The sequence below is a fragment of the Saccharococcus sp. Marseille-Q5394 genome, assembly GCF_946901335.1.
Lineage (GTDB): Bacteria > Bacillota > Bacilli > Bacillales_A > Planococcaceae > Sporosarcina > Sporosarcina luteola_C.
In genome coordinates, this window is the sequence record NZ_CAMPPQ010000001.1 from 1929993 (window position 1) to 1950136 (window position 20144).

17 protein-coding genes, 1 pseudogene, 1 riboswitch and 1 other annotated feature are annotated in these 20144 nt (G+C 46.0%); of the genes and pseudogenes, 7 read left to right on the top strand and 11 right to left on the bottom strand.

Going from position 1 to position 20144, the window contains the following annotated elements:
- Positions 1–47 precede the first annotated feature (47 nt).
- From OC538_RS09245 to OC538_RS09260, 4 genes are all read left to right on the top strand, one after another.
- The gene (locus OC538_RS09245; protein WP_251693311.1) at positions 48–1055 is read left to right on the top strand and encodes a LytTR family transcriptional regulator DNA-binding domain-containing protein; all 1008 of its coding nucleotides are present in this window, start codon (positions 48–50) and stop codon (positions 1053–1055) included.
- 248 nt (positions 1056–1303) lie between these two features.
- Positions 1304–2152, top strand: a complete 849-nt coding sequence (locus OC538_RS09250; protein ID WP_251693309.1) for an ABC transporter ATP-binding protein — start codon at positions 1304–1306, stop codon at positions 2150–2152.
- The gene (locus OC538_RS09255; RefSeq protein ID WP_262174623.1) at positions 2149–2856 is read left to right on the top strand and encodes an ABC transporter permease; all 708 of its coding nucleotides are present in this window, start codon (positions 2149–2151) and stop codon (positions 2854–2856) included. The genes OC538_RS09250 and OC538_RS09255 overlap by 4 nt, the downstream gene beginning before the upstream one ends.
- 116 nt (positions 2857–2972) lie before the next feature.
- Positions 2973–3656 carry an MOSC domain-containing protein gene (locus tag OC538_RS09260; RefSeq protein WP_251693305.1) on the top strand — a complete coding sequence of 228 codons (684 nt, stop codon included), beginning with the start codon at positions 2973–2975 and terminating at the stop codon, positions 3654–3656.
- Between the two features lie 47 nt (positions 3657–3703).
- Here the strand turns inward: OC538_RS09260 and OC538_RS09265 are convergent, their stop codons facing one another.
- From OC538_RS09265 to OC538_RS09275, 3 genes are read right to left on the bottom strand one after another with little or no spacing between them, the layout of a single operon-like run.
- A complete protein-coding gene (locus tag OC538_RS09265) occupies positions 3704–4765 on the bottom strand; it encodes a ribonucleotide-diphosphate reductase subunit beta (RefSeq protein WP_251693303.1) in 1062 nt (353 codons plus the stop codon).
- A complete protein-coding gene (locus OC538_RS09270; RefSeq protein ID WP_251693301.1) occupies positions 4711–5160 on the bottom strand; it encodes a flavodoxin in 450 nt (149 codons plus the stop codon). Before OC538_RS09270 ends, OC538_RS09265 begins: the two co-directional genes overlap by 55 nt.
- Entirely contained in the window at positions 5145–7367 is a 2223-nt protein-coding gene (locus tag OC538_RS09275; RefSeq protein WP_251693299.1) for a ribonucleoside-diphosphate reductase subunit alpha, read from the bottom strand. The genes OC538_RS09270 and OC538_RS09275 overlap by 16 nt, the downstream gene beginning before the upstream one ends.
- Before the next feature lie 155 nt (positions 7368–7522).
- A riboswitch (cobalamin riboswitch) is annotated at positions 7523–7703 on the bottom strand.
- A 152-nt stretch (positions 7704–7855) separates the two neighbouring features.
- On the opposite strand from OC538_RS09275, the pseudogene OC538_RS09280 reads away from it, so the two are divergent.
- Positions 7856–8220 (top strand): annotated as a pseudogene (locus tag OC538_RS09280) (PH domain-containing protein).
- Positions 8221–8251: 31 nt separating this feature from the next.
- On the opposite strand, the gene OC538_RS09285 reads toward OC538_RS09280, so the two are convergent.
- Positions 8252–9508 carry an erythromycin esterase family protein gene (locus tag OC538_RS09285; protein ID WP_251693297.1) on the bottom strand — a complete coding sequence of 419 codons (1257 nt, stop codon included), beginning with the start codon at positions 9506–9508 and terminating at the stop codon, positions 8252–8254.
- Between the two features lie 69 nt (positions 9509–9577).
- Here OC538_RS09285 and OC538_RS09290 point away from each other — a divergent pair, with 69 nt between their 5' ends.
- Positions 9578–9706 (top strand): hypothetical protein, encoded by a 129-nt coding sequence (locus OC538_RS09290; RefSeq protein ID WP_262174630.1) that lies wholly within the window; start codon positions 9578–9580, stop codon positions 9704–9706.
- Positions 9707–9768: 62 nt separating this feature from the next.
- Here the strand turns inward: OC538_RS09290 and OC538_RS09295 are convergent, their stop codons facing one another.
- From OC538_RS09295 to OC538_RS09305, 3 genes are all read right to left on the bottom strand, one after another.
- Positions 9769–10950, bottom strand: a complete 1182-nt coding sequence (locus OC538_RS09295) for a DUF3221 domain-containing protein (protein ID WP_251693295.1) — start codon at positions 10948–10950, stop codon at positions 9769–9771.
- Positions 10951–10997: 47 nt separating this feature from the next.
- Positions 10998–11189: a hypothetical protein gene (locus OC538_RS09300; RefSeq protein ID WP_251693293.1), complete on the bottom strand. Its 192-nt coding sequence runs from the start codon at positions 11187–11189 to the stop codon at positions 10998–11000.
- Between the two features lie 158 nt (positions 11190–11347).
- Entirely contained in the window at positions 11348–12502 is a 1155-nt protein-coding gene (locus OC538_RS09305; protein ID WP_251693291.1) for a DUF3221 domain-containing protein, read from the bottom strand.
- Positions 12503–12599: 97 nt separating this feature from the next.
- Positions 12600–12815: a binding site (T-box leader), on the top strand.
- A 46-nt stretch (positions 12816–12861) separates the two neighbouring features.
- Here OC538_RS09305 and argS point away from each other — a divergent pair.
- Positions 12862–14526, top strand: coding sequence for an arginine--tRNA ligase (argS, locus tag OC538_RS09310; protein ID WP_251693289.1), 1665 nt, complete (start codon positions 12862–12864; stop codon positions 14524–14526).
- 54 nt (positions 14527–14580) lie between these two features.
- On the opposite strand, the gene OC538_RS09315 is transcribed toward argS, so the two are convergent.
- The 4 genes from OC538_RS09315 to OC538_RS09330 form a co-directional block, all read right to left on the bottom strand.
- Positions 14581–15966, bottom strand: a complete 1386-nt coding sequence (locus tag OC538_RS09315; RefSeq protein WP_410055856.1) for an alanine/glycine:cation symporter family protein — start codon at positions 15964–15966, stop codon at positions 14581–14583.
- A 355-nt stretch (positions 15967–16321) separates the two neighbouring features.
- Positions 16322–18262: an FtsX-like permease family protein gene (locus OC538_RS09320; protein WP_251693286.1), complete on the bottom strand. Its 1941-nt coding sequence runs from the start codon at positions 18260–18262 to the stop codon at positions 16322–16324.
- Positions 18240–19016, bottom strand: coding sequence for an ABC transporter ATP-binding protein (locus OC538_RS09325; RefSeq protein WP_251693284.1), 777 nt, complete (start codon positions 19014–19016; stop codon positions 18240–18242). Before OC538_RS09325 ends, OC538_RS09320 begins: the two co-directional genes overlap by 23 nt.
- A gap of 101 nt (positions 19017–19117) precedes the next feature.
- The gene (locus tag OC538_RS09330) at positions 19118–20137 is read right to left on the bottom strand and encodes a sensor histidine kinase (protein ID WP_251693282.1); all 1020 of its coding nucleotides are present in this window, start codon (positions 20135–20137) and stop codon (positions 19118–19120) included.
- Positions 20138–20144 lie beyond the last annotated feature (7 nt).

A 20144-nucleotide genomic window follows, 5' to 3' on the forward strand; every position in this document is an offset into this window, starting at 1 on the left:
AACTGGTATAATATCTATAATAACTAGAAATAAACGGGGGATGCTGGGTGTCACTTCATTTTATTAACGCAGAGAAACGGATTCATGATTCCGTCGTCTTCCCTGCCTTTAATTTATCGGTTGACGCGGGGAAAGTCGTTGCCGTCTACTCAAGTGTCAATGTCCGCGAGCAGCTAATTGAGCTATTGCTTGAAAAATCAAAGCTGTCGAATGGAGAAATTCGGTTTGGGGAAAGCGGCATTTCAGAAAACCGAACGAAAATCGGCTTCTTCTTTCTTCATGGCGGCTTATATGAGCGACTGTCCATCGAAGAAATGGTCCGTTTTACAAAACAGCTTTATCAATCTGATGAATCTCTCGAAGAAGTTATTCAGACCGTACAATTGGATTCAAAACGTAATATAAAGATCAGGCAGTTGTCGTATTCCGAGAGAAAACGTGTTCAGCTCGCATGCCTACTTATGCAGAATACAGATATCCATATTTTTGAAGAACCTGATCAAAATCTTGACTTGGAATCAAAGCGGATTTTCCTTGCCGTACTTCAGCAGTTGAAGGAAGAGGGACGCAGCGCATTCATTTTAACAGGAAATATGGAAAGCGCTGTCACATCTGCCGACGCAATCTTCCGTTTGGATGAAAATGGACTACATGCCGTTCATACATTATTGGATGAAGATAGAGAAGATTCTTCTTCCGTGTCCGAATCCATGCCTGTCCGTTTCGAAAAGATTCCTACGAAGGTCAATGAAAAAATCGTCTTATTCGACCCGCCTGAAATCGATTATATCGAAAGCAATGAAGGTCAATCTTTTTTACATATAAAAGGAGAATCATTCCCTTCAGTTTCCACATTGAATGAATTGGAAGCTCGGTTGCTTCCGTATGGCTTCTTCCGCTGCCACCGTTCGTATATCGTGAATCTGCAGAAAGTGCGGGAAGTCATCACTTGGACGAGGAACAGCTATAGCCTCGTTTTGGATGACGCCGATAAATCGACAATTCCTTTATCGAAAACGAAAATGGTCGAGCTGAAAGAGATGCTTGGACTGTAACTTTGTAGAATATTGTATTATTTCCCCGGAAATATTTTGACAGTATTTGACGATTCAACCCGGGAAATACTCTGTTCATCATTCATGACGGGAATTCCATCTAAAAAAACGGTCCAGTCATGTGCAATTTCGCTCCACTCACCCCCTATTAAACTCTTTTCATCCGAAATATGATGTAGCCCATACCGATTTCACTTATTCTGAAGGTGCAAATACGAAATGAGGGAACATACGACAGGAGGATGGAAATGGAGAATATTATTGAGGTGAGCAGTTTAGCAAAAGTCTTTGCGAATCAAACGGCGATTGAAAGCGTCGACTTCCAAGTAAAGAAAGGTGAGATCTTTGGATTCCTTGGACCAAGCGGATCGGGGAAAACAACGACGATTAAAATTTTGACTGGACAACTAACTCCTACGAGTGGAACTGCAAGCGTTTTTGGAGAATCTGTTTCCCAATTAAAGAAATCGGAGTATCGCAGACGGTTCGGAGTGCTGACAGACAATAGCGGGTTATATGGCAGGTTATCAATCTACGATAACTTGAAGCTATATTGTGATCTATATGATGTGCCCCACTCGAAAATCGATGAAGTACTTGATGCTGTTAATTTGAAAGAAGAGAAATCGAAAAAAGTATCTTCCTTATCCAAAGGGATGACACAGCGCGTGACACTTGCGAGGGCTTTGATCCACGAACCGGAATTGCTTTTCCTGGATGAGCCGACGTCCGCTCTCGATCCGACAAATTCACTTCATATCCATGAAGGGCTGCGCGCATTAAACGCAAAAGGAACGACGATTTTCCTCACGACGCATGACATGCACGAAGCAGAAACGCTATGTGATCGGATCGCCTTTCTGGATAAAGGGAAAATCCAGCTATTGGATACGCCAGACAAATTGAAAAAGAGATACTCTGATTCGACAATTACAGTTGAATTGATAAGCGGTGAAAAAGTCATTTTGCCGGCAGGTTCAGAGGGAGCAAGGCAAGTATTCGAGTATATGAGTGCAAATCAAGTTGTAACGATCCATTCGAACGAACCTACTTTAGGGGATATTTTTGTTCAAGTGACAGGGAGGAAATTAGCATGATGATTTCATGGAAACGCGTGAATGCGATATTGCAAAAAGACTTTAAGGATTTCTCACGGAATTTGGCTGTGTCGTCAGTAATTTTCGTCCCGATTATTTCAGGTGCTTTTTACGGGCGAATGGGCGTTGATTCTATTGATACCCATTTTATGCTTGTTAACATGACGTTTGGAATGGTCGCTGCTTTTGTCCAATGCTGTTTGATCGCTGAAGAGAAAGAAAAGAACACGTTGCGCGGACTGATGCTTTCCCCCGCAAGTACGGCTGATATTCTTGGCGGAAAGAGCTTGCTGACGTTCATTATGACGATGGTTGTTGTGTTTTTCACGATCTACTTGGCGGAATATAAGCCTGCAAACTTCGTGATCATTGCAGCAGCAATTGTTTTATCATCATTTTTCTATATCGCGTTGGGAACATTGCTTGGCCTTTATTCCAAGTCCGTTTTGGAAGCGTCTGTTATTGTAATGCCGGTTATTATCGTCTTTTCGCTTGGTTCATTCATTACCTTGGTAGTGGAGAAATATCCTATTTTACAAGTGGCAACATACTTGCCGAATATCCAGTTAGTTGAATTAGCTACAAAAGTGGAAGCAGGAGCTGGTTTCGGTGATGTGCTTGTCGAATTTGCAATCATTTTAGGATGGGTGATTGCTTCGCTCATTCTTACGGTTGTCATCTATCGGAAACGGATGGTGGATTGAGATGAAGCAAGTGCTGAAATTAGTAGCGGGATTCGCAATCGGGGCAATGGCCTTCTTCGTCTACACAGTGTTTTTCAAATAAGTTGAAGTGCTAATAGATAATCGGGGTGAATGATATGGAGCGATTTGAAATTATTTCATTGAATGTTGGTAAACCGCAAGACTTGCAGTTCGGGAAAATAGATGTGACGACTGGTATCAATAAAAAACCTGTTGCGGAACCTGTTTATCTATCCAAAGTAAATTTTGATGGCGATGGGCAAGGTGATCTCGTCAATCATGGCGGAGTGGATAAAGCAGTATGTGTCTATCCGTACGAGCACTACCCTTACTGGGAAGAGGAATTGGGGAAAACGTTAGACGTGGGTGCGTTCGGAGAAAATTTGACACTCAGAGGATTGACAGAGGATGAAGTATGCATCGGAGATTCATTCCAAATCGGCGAAGCGATTGTACAAGTGAGCCAGCCGCGACAGCCTTGCTTCAAGTTGTCGCTCATCCATGACCGTAAAGACATGCCTCTACTTGTGCAGAATACAGGCTATACAGGATTTTATTTCCGTGTAATGAAGGAAGGAATCGTCTCTCCTTCAGACGAATTGGTGCATATTTCGCGTCCTGAACTCGCCATAACGGTATCCGAAGCGAATCGACTCATGCACCATGCGAAAGATGACGTGGACGGCGCACGGAAAATTCTTCAGTTGGATGAATTATCGGCGAGCTGGCGGAAGACATTCAATAAGCGGATTGCCGGTGATGTAATGGATACGAGCGAGCGGCTGACCGGGAATAAATGATAAAAAGAACGCATGGCCGAGTTGAATAGCCAGCGTTCTTTTCATTCTTATAAATCATCAAACCCATTCAAATCGCTCGTTTTTACGTATTGCCGTGACGTCTGCTCAAAGAAATCCGTCTTTGTATCGTCGAAATTGTCGACGTAGGCGCGAATCCATTTCATTGGATTATCCGTAAACTCGGGGTAGATTTCACTTAGTCCAAGCATACGAAGCATTTTATTCGCACGGTATTTGACGTAGCCCGCCATTTCATCCAGATCGATGCCGTCAATCTCCCCTAGCACATAACGACTCCAGATGATTTCCTGTTCGACCGAATGGCGGAATTGATCATAAATCCATTCTGTAAAAGCTTCGGTATTATACTCAGGATTTTCAGCAAGCGCAGCGCGAAAAATGTCGCTGATTGCTTTGCCGTGCTGCAATTCATCCCGATTAATGTAGGAAATCATTGTCGATGTGCCGACCATTTTCTGGTGTCGCGCGAGATTATAGAAGAATGCAAAGCCGCTGTAGAAGAACAAACCTTCCAGCAATGTAGTGTACACCATCGCTTTTAATACCGTTTCAATCGTGGGATTCTCGGCGAATTCGTTGTAAATGTCAACGATCCGCTCATTCCGTTTCAAAAGCACTTCGTCGGTACGGCCCATTTCAAATGAAGCCATTTGCTTGTCGAGTGTCGTCACGGATGAAAGGACATACGCGTAGCTATGGTTATGCTCGCTTTCCTGATCGGCAATCGTCGCCATGATTGATTTCACCGAAGGATCGGTTGCGAAATCCGCAATCTTCATGGCGATAACGGTTTGGGGACCGTCGAGCGTCGCAAGCAATCCGATAATCTTGAGGAAAGCTTCCTGCTCTGCTTTCGATAAGTTCGGAAATTGCTTCACGTCCTGCGTCATATCGACTTCATTCGCCGTCCAAAAAAGGGAGCGTATTTTTTGTCGCAATGTGTAGAAGTGCGGATGGGCCAGATCATTCCAATTCAGAATCCCACTCGCTTCCCCGCCGAAAATCGCTGTTGATTTATTTGGATGTGCCGGGTTTAGCACTTTAACGCGTGTAAGTGTTGCCAATGTTGAACGACTCCTTTCGACCATTCGATGACTTTCATTTCTTGGATACCACGGGGGCTTTGTTCAATTTTAAGAGGTTCAAATTTCGATTCATAAAACCGCGCCAGCTTGACAGCAGCTCCACAAAACAACTCGTCCCCTCCAAACTGCGTATCCCCTGTTCCGAAGACATACACATTCCTCGGTTTGTAACCGACACCCGCGACGAAATCCTTCACTTCGTCAGGCGTGGAGCCCTTGTCCCATGTGAATGAACCGATGACCATCGCATCGAATCTGCGTGGATCCGGTACCGGACCACTTCCGATCCGATGCACCGTCACATCCATCCCTTCAGACAGCAGCGTCTCCTCCACAATTTCCGCCACTTCCTCCGTATTGCCGCTCCATGAAGCATAGGCTATCAGGAATGACACCATTCGCACTCCTCGATGTCAGATGCCGTCGATCTCATGTAATACGTCGTTTTCATGCCAGATTTCCACGCTTGCATATGCAAATCGAGGAGGACGGATGCGCGGATATTGTTCGGCACGTAAATATTGAACGAGATCGCCTGGTCGATATGGCGCTGTCTTGCAGCATTCTGCTTGATGGACCAGCGCTGATCGACAATATACGCGGAGCGGCGGTATACGTCATATGTGTTGTGATCAAGATCTGGCGCAATGACCGGCAGCTTGTAGTCTTTCTTTTCCTCATGATAAAACGGTTTAAATATTGGATCGATTGAAGCCGTAGATCCAGCGATGACTGACGTCGAGCTATTCGGCGCAACTGCCATCAAATAACCGTTCCGGATGCCGTTCGTAGCAACATCGAAGCGCAGGTCACGCCATTCCTTCGAGTCGTATTGACGTTGCTCGAAATAAACCCCTGTTTGCCAATCCGATTCTTCGAATAAAGGATACGCCCCTTTTTCACTTGCCAGTTCCATTGAAGCTTTAATCGTTAAATACGCTATTTTCTCATAGAGCTCATCCGCAAACTCTACCGCATCATCCGATTCCCATTGGATGTTCTTCAACGCAAGCAAATGATGCCAACCGAACGTCCCGAGTCCGATACCCCGGTAACGGGCATTCGTCCGTTGCGCCTGCACGACCGGTATTTTATTCAAATCAATGACGTTGTCGAGCATGCGGACTTGGATTGTGACGAGCCGTTCCAATACATCCGCAGGAACAGCACGTCCAAGGTTTACGGACGACAAATTGCATACGACAAAATCGCCGGGCTTCGAACGGGTGATGACGATATCTTCTTTGAGCGAGACGGACTCGAATTGTGTCGGACTCTGATTTTGAGTTATTTCTGTACACAGATTACTCGAATACACCATACCTTCATGCTTATTCGGATTCGCCCGATTCACTTCATCACGGTAAAACATAAACGGCGTCCCTGTTTCGAGCTGGCTGCGCATGATGCGTTTCATAATTTCAATCGCCGGGACGGTCTCTTTCGTCAGTTCGGGATGGTTGACACATTCCTCGTACTTCACGCGGAACGAACCGGTTCCCTTCGTTTCATCATAATGATCTTCCAATGAATACCCCATTACTGTACGCACTTCATGTGGGTCGAATAAATGCCAATCACCACGGGCTTCGACTTGCTCCATGAAAATATCCGGCAAGCAGACGCCAGTGAAAATATCATGTGCACGCAAGCGATCGTCTCCATTGTTCAGCTTCAGATCAAGAAATGTGAAAATATCTTTATGCCATACATCGAGGTAAACGGCGATTGCTCCTTGACGTTGGCCGAGCTGATCAACGCTGACGGCTGTATTATTCAGCTGCTTAATCCAAGGCAGGACGCCACTCGAAGCCCCTTTGAATCCTCTTATCGAAGAACCGCGCGAACGGACCTTGCCCATGTAAACTCCGATGCCCCCACCATATTTCGATAGATTGGCAATATCGGTATTGCTATCATAAATGCCTTGCAGCGAATCATCGACCGTATCAATGAAGCAGCTGGACAGCTGGCCATGCGGCTTGCCTGCGTTCGAAAGCGTAGGCGTCGCTACAGTCATATATAGGTTGCTCATTGCCCAATACGCCTCCGCCACTTTCCCGAGGCGGTTCTCAGTTTCATTTTGCATGAGCGTCATCGCGATGATGAGCCAACGTTCCTGCGGCAATTCGACAGGATCTTTATTGAAATCAACCGCAACGTACCGATCCACAAGCGTTTTCAATCCAATATACGTGAACAGCTTGTCCCGCTCTGGTTCTAGGAACTTTCCTACCTCCTCCAATTCATCGCGGGAATATTTTTCAATCAAAACAGATGTATACAAGCCTTTCTTAATGAGCCGCTCCACATTGTCGGCAAAATCCGTATACGCTTTCGCCCCCCTTACACTTTCCTGGCGGAAATAAACTTCCTGCAAATAGATTCGCGCAGCAACGAATGTCCAGTATGCTGACGCTTCGTCAATATTGCTGAGCGCCTCCAAAATCATCGCTTTCGACCAATCGGAGTCAGTCCCTTCAGGGTGCCGCTCCTTCCAACGCGAACTCGCCGTCAAAAGCGGCTCCAACTTCTCCGCACCAAATTCCGCTAGAAGCTTGTCCATAATGCCTGTTGTTTCAGTGATAATCGTCACATCATCCATCTCCTTTAAGTTAGGCTTGGCAATGAAAAAAGCGATGATTCCACCTTTTCGGTAGAGTCATCGCTCATGGATTTAGATTAGGAAACAGATCGGGTCCCTCTTGAAAAATGAAAGCAAAAACCCGCTCGCTTCCACCTCTCAACCCCCGAAGAAAGTGTCGCTGGACGATGGACGGCAGGTCTACTGGCTAACGCTTCCTCCTTCCATCTCCCCTTCCCGCAGCTACATGCTGCAGTGGTTTTTGAGACGGTCGTCTGCGTTTACAGTTGCGGGGACAGCTCCGATTTGCGGATTCCCTTTTAAACCGATAACGGTACCATTCCATCGTTCGATACTATATGTTGTGTGCTATGTACATCTATTACCCTAACATGTTGTGTTTTAATCGTAAATAGGTAGAAAGATATTTTTCCAGAATTCAATATCCTTCTATACTTCTATACTCACATATGTGATGATAAAATTATAAAATAAAAGGAGGGGTTCCAATGGCTGATTTAACTGCACTGATGGCTTGGACGTTTACAGAAGAAGTTCCAGTTCCGGAGGAGATTAAGGATTTGCTTATTGACGGTGAAGTGGCCGAGGTTGCGTATAAAACAATTCGTGACGTTGCAGTCGTTACAAATAAACGATTCATCATCGCGGACAAGCAAGGACTTACAGGTAAAAAGGTGGAATCTACACAATCCCATTCAAATCGATTACTATGTATTCCAGTGAAAATGCGGGTCGGATCGATTTTAACGCAGAAATCGAACTATGGACAAAGGCAGGAAAACTCAAATTGAATCTGAGTAAAAAAGTCGATATCCGTAAACTTGATAAAATCATAGCGAATGCCATACTTTAAAGGAAAGAGCCGTGCAATCGAGGCATGGCTCTTATTTGTTGAATGGTTTCAGCGCATTTGTTTGATCCACAAAAATAAAAGAATCATATCGATTACCAACGCGCGACGACACATAGTTCCCATACGCCTCGAACTCCGGATTATAGACGACCCCAATTGCGCGATGGCCGATCCATTCATTGAATAAATGACGGTTTTCCTCCGTGAATAGTATCACTTGATCCTCAGGTTTAGCTGCATGCATCTGCCCTTCCCATGAATTGAGCGTGGCTGGTGGCACATTCATCTTTTGGAACGGCTCGCCCCAGCTTTCGCCGGCAATGACCGTCCCTTCATATGTTCCAAAACCGATGGCAAATGTTTCTTCTCTGCCATACTTTTCCCGGACGAGCTGACCGACATTGATCATATCGTGCTTGGCCATCGATGTTTCCGACGCATCGCCGACATGGGTATTATGCTCCCAAATGATGATTTTCGCATCGCTTCCGTGATAGTTCAGAATTTCATTGATTGCCTCCACCATATGCATATCGCGTATATTCCACGAGATGGCGTCGTCCTGCATCATTGCGCGATAATATGATTCAGCATTTTTCGCGACTAAAGCATTCATCGTCACATTCAAGTCCTTCTCCTGTTCATTCGAATAAAGATCTTCATGACTGCGGATCGTCGTCAGCAAGTTTGTGACCTCGCGAATGCATTCACCTGTGAAATGGGCTGTCGACAGCGCATAATGCTCAGGCATCCGATTATACGGCTCGAAACAAGAGAATGCCTTCTTTGCCAACTCCAAATCGGTTTTATACTGCGGATTTTCCTTGAGAAAGCGAAGCACTTCATCAATGGACTCATAAAGGCTATACATATCGATACCGTAAAACCCTGTCTTTTCGGCTGCATCCTTTCCGTCATTGTCACTCTTCAACCATTCGACAAGCTCTGCAACTTCTTCATTCGCCCACATCCATGTAGGCCAGCGATTGAAGGATTGTGCCAGTATTTGGTGAGCGGATTTCCCCTCTTCATCGAATCCTTTCACATAACGATTAACCGCCTGAGCGGATGGCCAATCTCCCTCAACTGCAATTATAGTGAATCCTTTTTCCTGAATAAGTCGTTTTGATAATGCCGCGCGAACTTTGTAAAACTCTGAAGTTCCATGCGTCGCTTCGCCTAGAAGGACAATCCGTGCATCCCCAATTGCGTCCACAATCGTAGTAAGTGCTTGATCATTCAACGGGAAAGCGTGCTCTCGAATAGCAGACTGTAGTTTTTTCGACAATTTTATCCCTCCTTTGCTGATAGCATACCCAAGGTCGGTGGATGGAAACCGAGGGGGAGGTTTTCTAAGATGGAAAATGGTTATCACCGAATTGCCAAGGTTTATCACCGATTCTCGGACGTTTACCACCGATTCTACGCCCGTTACACCGATTCGCAGCACTTTACCACCGATTCTGGTGAATTTATCACCGATTGACTACAATTCGCTCATTTTTCTCATAAAAAAACAACCGCCACAAGTGACGGTTGCTCTAAATTTTATTGATCTGCAACTTCCAACGTTGCTTCCTTTTCACCTTGAATAATTTTAAAGATCCACTTCATTTCTTTCTCATCAAAAGAAATTTCTTGAATAACCAAGTAGCCAAATCCTGTTTTTCCATCGGCCATTTCTACGGCCTTTGCTACAGCCTGCGATTCGGAAAGCGTTGCGCTTACTGGTTTATAATCCGGCAAGACTTCCACAAACTTTGCACTACCCTGCGCAGGATAGGATTCCATAATGCCGCCGGAGGCTTCAACTTTCACACGTTGGCCGATTTTCAGCTTATCCGCTTCCGGGAATTGGTAATAGACAGCACCTTCAGTTCCACCTGCAATAAAGAACTGCCCCTCCTTAGCTGATAATATGAAACCACCTTCCGAAACAGGAGTATTCGTGAATGTTTGCTTCGGATAAATAATGCTCGATTCCCCAGGCTCAGCAACCATCCTGCCTTCCTGTTCGAATTGGAATATCTTGTTCGGGAACATATTCTCCAGTTCCTTCTGCTGATCCGGTCTCAGAAAGTCATGGTTGATTTCAACAATTCCTGTAATTGTATTTACGGATAATCCATATGATCCCCGTTCCGATCTCATCCCTTTTAACGCTTGTCCGACTTCATCCTGCAGATCATATAGCTCCTTTTGCGTATGTGGACTACGGAAAATATAGATCGGTTCCGCCAAGATTTCGCCTGCATCCACTTTCGGCTGTAGCTCATCAAGCAACTTTTGAACTCGCTCGTCCGGCTCCTTCACGCCGATCCAAATGCCGGATTGCTCCGCACCACTCATCTGATTTTCAAAAAAGAGGATTCCTTCTTTATCAAAACCTGCGTAACCGCCATAGATCTTTTCCACAGCCTCTATTGCGGTTGGTCCTTCAATCGCTTGCACGGCCATATCCTCCGCCAATTCCGGAGTCGGTTCTCCAAATAAGCCCTCTTTGTATTCATAGCTTTCCGTTTGTGCAGCAGCTGCCTTATCCCGTTCGGGCGATTCTTTAACTGATTGCTTCAATTCAGCAATGATTTCACGTCCACTCACTTTTTTCACCGACTTCTTCCCGCTCTCCACAACCGTCCCATTTATCGAGGATGCATCCGTGCCAGCCGTTCCACATCCTCCTAGCAATAAAGCAGCACTTACCATTATCAGTGACACACTATATTTCATTCCAAAACCTCCCAATCAACAAATTAGACGGACGATTCACGTTAACGTTACGCCAAATGGCTGGAAACCAGGAAAGATTCTTTTCTTGCAGCGCAAAATGGTTTATCACCGACTTGCCATGGTTTATCACCGACTCTTGGGCTGTTACCACCGACTCTCGCAAATTTACCACCGTTTGACGACAATTGGAGTTGTTTTGGAATGAATTTCTGCTTTTCTAAAGTAATTTTCACCTCCAAAACCGTTTATCACCGCTCTGACGGAGTTTATCACCGCTTAAACGAACTTTATCACCGTTCGGAAGCGGGTTATCATCGGTCAAGTAGAATTTATCCCCGTTTGACCAATATTCCCCATTAAAAAACAACCGCCACAAGTGACGGTTGTGCCCAAACTTCTATTGATCTGCAACTTCCAATATCCCTTCACCATCATCCGGCAGGAGCTTGAATACCCACTTCTTTTCATTCTCATCAAATGAAACTTCTTCGATGACAACATATCCGTTCGACAATCTCTCACCCGCCACTTCTAATGCTTTCGCGACAGCCTGCGACTCGGAAAGCTTCGCACCCGCCGGCTTATAATCCGGCAAGACTTCTACAAACTTCGCGGTCCCTTGTCCAGGATACGATTCAAGAATTGGACCTGATCGTTCCACATTCACACGTTGGCCGGCTTTCAGCTTGTCGGCTTCCGGGAATTTGTAAAACACAACACTTTCCGTTCCACCTGCCACAAAAATTCTCCCATCCCCCGCCTCCAATATGAATCCACCTTCCGCAACAGGTGTATCTGTATATGTTTGTTCAGGTGCAATAATGGTTGATTCCCCCGGCTCCGGGACCATCCTTCCATCTTGCTCGATATTGATCGTATGGTCGGCGAACTGCTCCCGTAGCTTCTCTTGCTGCTCCGGTTTCAGGAAATCATGGGTGATTTCAATATTGCCTGTGATGACATCGACGTACAGACCGAATGATCCCCGTTCCGATTCTAGTCCTTTCAATGCTTCAGCGACTTCATCCTGCAATTCGTAAAGCTCCTTTTCCGTATGCGGGCTGCGGAATATATAAATCGGTTCCGCTAAGATCTCACCCGCATCCACTTTCGGCTGCAGCAGATCAATCAACTGCTGGACGCGTTCATCCGGCTCCTTTAACCCGATCCACACGCCGGATTGCCCAGCACCCTTCGTCTGAAGTTCGAAGAAGATGACGCCATCATGATGAATGCCACCTTCGCCGTAAACTTTTTCCACCGCCTGGAAGACAGCGGGCCCTTCAATTGCTTTGACATTCAAATCCTCCACCGTTTCTTTCGTAGGCTCCTCAAACTCAGGGGGCGTTTCAATAGTCGCCCTCTCGTCCCGCTGAGGTGTCTCTTCAACGGTTTGCTTCAATTCAGCAATGATTTCTCGTCCGCTCACTGTTTTCAACGACTTCCATCCACTATCACTATCATCAACCGCAACATTTTTAGAGGATGGGCCAGTTCCACATCCTCCTAGCAGTAATGCACTGGCAAACAGAACTAGTAATTTGTTTTTCATTCCAAAACCTCCTACTCATTAAGTTAGACGGATGATTCGTGTGAAAGTTACGCCAATTGCCCATTGACAGCCAATCACTGATTTGATACATTCAACTACAATATCAATGACGAAGAGAGTACTGAGTCTTTACTTCCAAAGCGAGCCGGGATTGGTGGGAGCCTGGTGGAGTGGATTCATGAAGCGCACTTCGGAGATGCTTTTCTGAATGAAGTAGGAGAAGCCGGTGTCTCGCCGTTAGGAGAAAGAGGCCTCTATCCATACTGACAGGGGCAATTTGAGTGGTACCGCGGAACAAGCTTTCGTCTCATTTATTGAGATGAAGGCTTTTTATTTTACCTAAAAAGGGGTTCGTGAGAATGAAAATGGATATTTTGCAAGCTTTACAGACAGTCAGCCCGGTTCCATTAGAGGAACATATGCTGGAGCGGCCGGCAAATTCAAAGCTAGGCGATTTTGCATTGCCTTGCTTTCCGTTCGCGAAGGCTTTACGGAAATCACCCGTCGCCATTGCGGAAGAAATTGCCGGTTCGCTTACACATCCATCCATCCGAAAAACAGAAGCCGTCAATGGGTACGTGAATATTTTCCTGAACCGTACTGCTATCACTGATGATATCCTGCGTATAATCCTAGACAAATCCGTCAACTACGGCTCATCCAACGAAGGCAACGACGGAGTGGTGACGATCGATCTATCCTCCCCGAACATCGCAAAACCGTTTTCCATGGGGCATCTCCGCTCCACGGTCATCGGAAATTCTATCGCTTACTTGCTCGAAAAAAACGGCTACAAAACGATGAAAATCAATTACATCGGTGATTGGGGCACGCAATTCGGGAAGCTCCTAACCGCGTACCGGAAGTGGGGCAACGAGGAGGATGTCCGTCAAGAGCCAATCAAGACATTGCTGAAGCTGTATATCCGTTTCCATGAAGAAGCCGAGCTGGATCCAACTTTAAATGATGAAGGTCGGGCGGCATTCAAAGCGCTTGAGGACGGCGATGCAGACGCACTAGCCCTGTGGGAATGGTTCAAAACCGAGTCGTTGCAGGAATTCCAGCGAATTTACGATCTACTAGGGGTCACTTTCGATTCCTATAACGGCGAAGCGTACTACAACGACAAAATGGAGCCAATCGTTCAAGAACTCGAAGATAAAGGCCTATTGGTCGAATCCGACGGGGCCATGGTTGTGGAGCTTGAAGAAGGCATGCCGCCATGTTTGATTAAAAAATCAGATGGAGCTACTTTATATGCGACGCGGGATTTGGCAGCTGCCATTGATCGCAAAACCAATTACGACTTCGTCAAATCCATCTACGTTGTTGGGAATGAACAAAGCCTCCACTTTACGCAAGTGAAACAAGTGCTTGGCAAAATGGGGCATGACTGGGCAAGCGACATCGTGCACGTACCGTTCGGGCTTATCTTGCAGGGCGGAAAGAAGATGTCAACGCGTAAAGGAAAGATTGTCTTGCTCGAGGAAGTATTGAAGGAAGCTATCGAACTTGCACAGAAAAATATCGAAGAAAAAAACCCGATGCTTGCCAATAAATCTGAAGTGGCAGAAGGTGTCGGTGTCGGCGCCATCCTCTTCAGCGACTTGAAGCAGCATCGGAAACATGATATCGAATTCGATCTTGAAACGATGCTCCAGACAGAAGGAGAAACCGGGCCGTACGTCCAATATGCGCATGCGCGGGCAAACTCCATCTTGCGGAAGGCGGGGGCAACGAACTCGTTCGCGATTAACGAAGTGAATGATCACGAATGGGAAACGATCAAGCTGCTCGAACAATTTCCGCACTCCGTCAAACGGGCGGCCGAAGAACTGGACCCTTCCGTCATCGCAAAATATGCGGTCGACCTTGCCCAAGCGTTCAACTCGTTTTACGGGAATGTGCAAGTCCTTTCCGACTCCACAAACAAAGCATACCGGATTGCGCTAACGGAATGTGTCGTCATCGTTTTGAAGGAATCTTTGCGTCTACTCGGCATGAAGGCGCCCGAGGAAATGTAAACTCAATAAAAAAGCAATCGTCCCACCATTCACTGGTAGGACGATTGCTTTTATTTATTCTTCCCTCCAACAGTCGGCACCTTTCAGACTAGAATCCGCTTTAAACACAGGATTCTTCCCTTGTTTCCGCTGTTTCGTGTAATCATCCAAAACGCGGAATGCGACTTTTCCAAGTGCCAAGATGACGAGGAGATTTATAATTGCCATCAAGCCCATAAACAGGTCTGCCATGCTCCAGACGATATCCACTTTTGCGAGCGCACCGAACATGACCATGCCGAGCACCGCAATTCGGTAGACCGTCATCCACGATTTATGCGTGTTGATGAATTCAATATTTGTTTCACCGTAATAGTAATTCCCGACGATTGAGCTGAATGCGAAGAACATGATCGCAATCGCGACGAAATAAGGCGCCCAAGAACCGACGTGAACGGCCATCGAGGATTGCGTCAGCAAAATTCCGCTCTCTTCCCCTTTGTCATAAAGTCCTGCAAGGAGGATGATAAAAGCTGTCGCAGAACAAATGATGATCGTATCGAAAAATACGCCAAGACTTTGAACAAGCCCTTGCTTCGCCGGATGCGTCGCACTCGCCGTCGCCGCAGCGTTCGGCACACTCCCCATACCAGCTTCATTTGAGAACAGACCACGTCGGATACCTTGCATCATGGCAGCCCCGATACCGCCGCCAGCCATTTCCTTAATTCCAAAAGCATGCTCAAAAATGAGGGCAATCATGGCAGGAACTTCCGTAATATTAATAGCGACAACGTACAGCGCAATCAGCAAGTAAAACACCGCCATGATTGGGACAATTGCTTGCGTCACTTTGACAATCCTTTGCACGCCGCCGAAAATGATAATTGCCGTCAATATGACAAGTAGTAGACCGACCACCCAATAGGGTAGATTGAATACATCATGGAATGACTGGCTGATCGTATTTGACTGAACCGAATTAAAAATAAAACCGAAACACATCGTTAGGAGAATCGCGAAAACGATTCCAAGCTTCCGAAGGCCTAGCGCCTTCTCCATGTAATAGGCAGGCCCTCCGCGGAATGTGTCGCCGTCCCGAACTTTATACACTTGCGCAAGCGCACTTTCAATGAATGCCGTCGCCATGCCGATAATGGCAATGACCCACATCCAGAAGACCGCGCCCGGTCCGCCAATCCCGATGGCAAGCGCTACGCCAGTTACGTTCCCTGTACCGACCCGGGACGCCGCACTAATTGTAAACGCCTGGAACGCTGACACGCCACGGTTGCCTTCTCTTTTCTCGAAAATGAGTCTGAACATCTCTCCAAATAAACGAAATTGGACAAATTTCGTTCTTATCGTAAAATAAAGACCAATGAGCAATAAAAGCCCAATCAATATATATGTCCAAATAAAATCATTCGCCGGTCCCACCAGCCACTCCACTACGCCCACACTATCCACTCCTTCTCCATCATCATATTTCACTTACTATCTTTACCCAGTCGCGCAAATAACTCACATTTCAAAAACAGAAAAACCGCTGAGCCAACATGGGCTCAGACGGTCTAGAAGCTAACTTCCACTTTTCATGAAAGCGCTTCATATTACTCTGACTTGATTATTTTATCATCGACTCGGCATTTTTCAACCCATTTATGGAAAAAAAGTATCGAATACTGCCAGTAAATATTGGTTATCGCCGACTTTGGGCGATTCATCACCGATTCTCGGGGGGTTATCACCGATTCTCAGCACTTTACCACCGATTCGAATGACTTTACCACCGTTGACTCGCTATATGAAACAATCAAAGCGCGGCCTTCACCGTTTTCCGGTAATACCCGACCGTCAAAAATGCGAACATGAGATAAATAAGCACGTAGATCCCCATAGCGATGGATGCGGGCAATGTAATATCGGACATGAACATGAATGACGCGGCTTTTATCGCAAAGATGGAATGCAACAGCCCAATCATCAACGGCACGCCGAAGACGAATATTTGCTTGCGGACGATACCGCGCATAATGTCTTGCGCTGTAAAACCTAGCTGACGCAACGTTGCATAGCTGCTTTTCTCTTGCTCCGCCTCCGTCATTTGCTTAAAGTACAAAATGCTTCCTGTCGAAATGAGGAACACGAGCCCCAGGAACCCAGAGATAAAGATGAATAGACCATTGTTCTCCATCCCCGAAGCGTATTGGGAATAGTAATCAAATCCGTGCCGATCATCTTCCTCATTAATCCGCTTGAAAATCGCAGAAGCTTCGGCAAGCTGATCACGGTCAAGAACGTCGATGACATAGGTATTTGAATTGCGCCATTCGTTTTCGTCATTCAGAAACAGCTCTTTTAATTCATGATAAAATTCATCTTTCACAACAAGTTGTGTCGCAGCTGCAGAATTTAATACATTTCCTTCGTTCACTTTCACAACTTTCAAGTCAGATTCTATTTCTGCATTTGACAACTTGACATTGAATGGAACTTCCATCGTTTTCAATAACCAATATATACCTGCATCGTATAGATACGCGGCATCGGAATGAGGAATTTGAATATCCACTCCAGCTTGCTGCAATTGTTTGTCGCTTATTATTTTTGCTCCAAACGAATTGGACATCAATTCTGACACACTGCCACCTTTGAATTCACTTTCCACTTCTAGCGTTTCAACTGTTGAATACGTATACGTAATCTGTTGCTTATCTAGTTCGCTGATGAATTTTTCGGCAGCACCTTTACCGTCTTCATACCAAAAATCATCAAATGCAAAATCAAAAGGATATATGAGACGGACTTCTTTTTCCGTCGAATAATATAGGGAATACACGCCTGCCAACATTGTCAGCGTCATCGCTGATAATACCGTAATGATCGTCAGTGAATTCGCATTGCCCTTCATCCGATGCATGATCGGCGCAAGCGACAAGCTGTTATACAATCCAAGATGGCCCTTCTTCCTTTTGCGGATCTGATACAGTACCCAGCCGATCGCCACGCGGAACAATAAAAAAGTACCGAGAATTGTCGTAACCAAAACGACGATCATATTGATGAACAGCAAAGCATTCAACATGCGGCCGGAAAGCCAGTATCCGAACGCAATGAGGGCTATTCCTAAAATTGCAAGAAAGGCTGACCTGATAGCTTTCGGCTTTTTCGGATGCTCGCCGGTCTTCTCGGCATTGAATAGTCCAAGCAACGTGTTGCGGTAGACTGCAACGAGCATTTGCATTGACGTGAGAATGGTGATTCCAAGAAATACAATCACCGTCTGGATGACAGCCGCCGTCGAAAACTCCACTTCGATAAATCCATCAAAGCCAATGAGCTTCATTAACAATAATAAAAATACGCGTGACACGAGAATCCCTATGCCAATCCCAATCGCTAACGCCCCGGCGCTCAGCAAGGAATTTTCGATAATCAACAGACGCGAGACTGATCCTTTTGTCAGGCCAATCAGTTGATACAGCCCGATTTCACGGCTTCTTCTCTTCAAGAAAATCGCATTTGCATAAACGACGAAAATACCTGCGATGAATAACAGTAGAATTCCTGCCACTTTAAACGCCGCACCCATGCTCCCGCCAGACCTCTCAACAACCGACGGATCATGCTGCAAAGTCGCAAAGACAAAGTACAGGACGACACTTAAAATAAGCGCAAAAAAGTATAAGTAATAATGCTTGATGTTTTTCCGCATGCTGCGGAGGACGAGATCAAAGAGCGTCAACGCTGTCACCCCCGAGGACACCTTGGACTTTCAGGATTTCCTGGAAGAAGGCCTGTCTCGTTTTATCGCCGCGGTACAGCTCCGAGTAAATATTGCCGTCCTTCAGGAAGACAACACGGCTGCAGTAGCTCGATGCGACAGGGTCATGTGTCACCATCATGATCGTGACGCCGCGTTGTTTATTGACATCCTCCAATGTTCCGAGCAACGAAGACGCCGATTTCGAATCAAGCGCGCCCGTAGGTTCATCCGCAAAGACCATGGATGGCTTGTTGATGAGCGCACGTGCCGCGGAAGTCCGTTGCTTTTGGCCCCCGGAAATTTCATGTGGATATTTATCTGCTAATTCTTTAATACCTAAAATATCGGCAATCGAGTTGAATTGATCTTCCGCCACCCGCTTTCTCATTTTTCCGAGCGACACGGGCAGCAAGATATTTTCCTTCACCGTCAATGTGTCGAGAAGATTATAATCTTGGAAAATGAACCCTAATTTGTCTCGCCTGAATGCAGACAGTTCACGGTCTTTCATCCTCGAAATATCAGAATCTCCAATAAGAATCGAGCCTTCCGTCGTACGGTCGATCGTCGCGAGGACATTCAAAAGCGTCGTTTTCCCGGCACCGGATGCCCCCATGATTCCGACAAATTCGCCTTCCATTACCCGCAAGTCGATCCCTTTCAATACTTCTTGCACATTTCCGCGAGTTCCGTAAGATTTTCGGATGTTTTGAGCATGTAATACTGTTTTATATTGATCCATCATTGTGCCCTCCCTGTTTGCAATACCTTTATCTTAACGGGTGAACTTTTTCCGGTCGTTTGATTTAGATGACAAACAGGTCGGCCAATGTGACATTATTGTCATGTTCGTGTGGCGTCAAACTTGTTTTCGGTTGAAAACATCATTTTCATCGTCGTTCCATTGTCTATTTCGGAGTGCGCCGACAGGGATATTCCAATCTTCCCAGCCACTTGTTGGGCAAGATACAACCCGAGTCCTGTCGCAGCATTATGCAGCCTTCCCGTGCCCCCGGTGAACCCTTTGTCGAAAATACGGGGCAAATCGTGAGCCGGGATTCCCGGGCCATCGTCTTTTATTGATAAAACCGGATTTCCTCCCGGTGATAGACTAGTTCGAATACAGATGACGCCGCCTGCCGGACTGTATTTCACTGCATTCGTCAACAATTGGCGGATGATGAAGCGGCACCATTTGCTATCCGTGAGCACTTCCATATCACCTTCGATTTCTACTGCGATATTTTTCTCAATAAACCAAGATCGCAGCTCGCGGATTTCGGGTGTGAGCAACTGTTGCACCTTAATTTTCTCCAATACATAATCCGATTCAAGCGTGGTTAATCGTGAAATATAGAGCTGCCGATCGATCAGCAAATGGACACGCAGCCAATCTGACTCTATTTTACGGATGGCCGGATCTTGACGATTTGCGTCGATTGTCAGTTTCATCGACGTCAACGGCGCCTTCACTTCATGCACCCACGCCGCTGTATAGTCGCTTTCCATAAGGTTGGCGGCTTTCACTTCCGAAAGCTTCTGCAAATGAGCATCCGCCACATGCCTCAACAGATCATTGATTGTTTCGTCACGATTGAAATGCGGTTCCGGAAGCCCTTCCTGCCAGTCCCTTGAAGGATCTTCAGTAATTTGAAGAAGTTCTTTCTTATATTGCGTCTCCTTTTTGTAGCGCCAGATGAGGAATGAAATGAAAATAGCAACGAGCAGCAGGTTAAGGTAAATGAGGGAGCTTAGCTTCATTGCCAGCCCCTTATCAATCAAAACCATTAAGTCAGTGACCGCAATAGATCCGGCAAACAGGAGTATCCAACTTTTCATATCCTTCAAGTATGCAATGAACATCGTATCC

What these genes read in the sequence shown, in the direction of transcription:
- OC538_RS09330 (WP_251693282.1), bottom strand. Translation starts at nt 20,137, where the DNA reads ATGTTCATTGCATACTTGAAGGATATGAAAAGTTGGATACTCCTGTTT.
- OC538_RS09265 (WP_251693303.1), bottom strand. Translation starts at nt 4,765, where the DNA reads ATGGTCGAAAGGAGTCGTTCAACATTGGCAACACTTACACGCGTTAAA.
- OC538_RS09270 (WP_251693301.1), bottom strand. Translation starts at nt 5,160, where the DNA reads ATGGTGTCATTCCTGATAGCCTATGCTTCATGGAGCGGCAATACGGAG.
- OC538_RS09325 (WP_251693284.1), bottom strand. Translation starts at nt 19,016, where the DNA reads ATGGATCAATATAAAACAGTATTACATGCTCAAAACATCCGAAAATCT.
- OC538_RS09255 (WP_262174623.1), top strand. Translation starts at nt 2,149, where the DNA reads ATGATGATTTCATGGAAACGCGTGAATGCGATATTGCAAAAAGACTTT.
- OC538_RS09275 (WP_251693299.1), bottom strand. Translation starts at nt 7,367, where the DNA reads ATGGATGATGTGACGATTATCACTGAAACAACAGGCATTATGGACAAG.
- argS (WP_251693289.1), top strand. Translation starts at nt 12,862, where the DNA reads ATGAAAATGGATATTTTGCAAGCTTTACAGACAGTCAGCCCGGTTCCA.
- OC538_RS09295 (WP_251693295.1), bottom strand. Translation starts at nt 10,950, where the DNA reads ATGAAATATAGTGTGTCACTGATAATGGTAAGTGCTGCTTTATTGCTA.
- OC538_RS09305 (WP_251693291.1), bottom strand. Translation starts at nt 12,502, where the DNA reads ATGAAAAACAAATTACTAGTTCTGTTTGCCAGTGCATTACTGCTAGGA.
- OC538_RS09290 (WP_262174630.1), top strand. Translation starts at nt 9,578, where the DNA reads ATGGAAAATGGTTATCACCGAATTGCCAAGGTTTATCACCGATTCTCG.
- OC538_RS09250 (WP_251693309.1), top strand. Translation starts at nt 1,304, where the DNA reads ATGGAGAATATTATTGAGGTGAGCAGTTTAGCAAAAGTCTTTGCGAAT.
- OC538_RS09260 (WP_251693305.1), top strand. Translation starts at nt 2,973, where the DNA reads ATGGAGCGATTTGAAATTATTTCATTGAATGTTGGTAAACCGCAAGAC.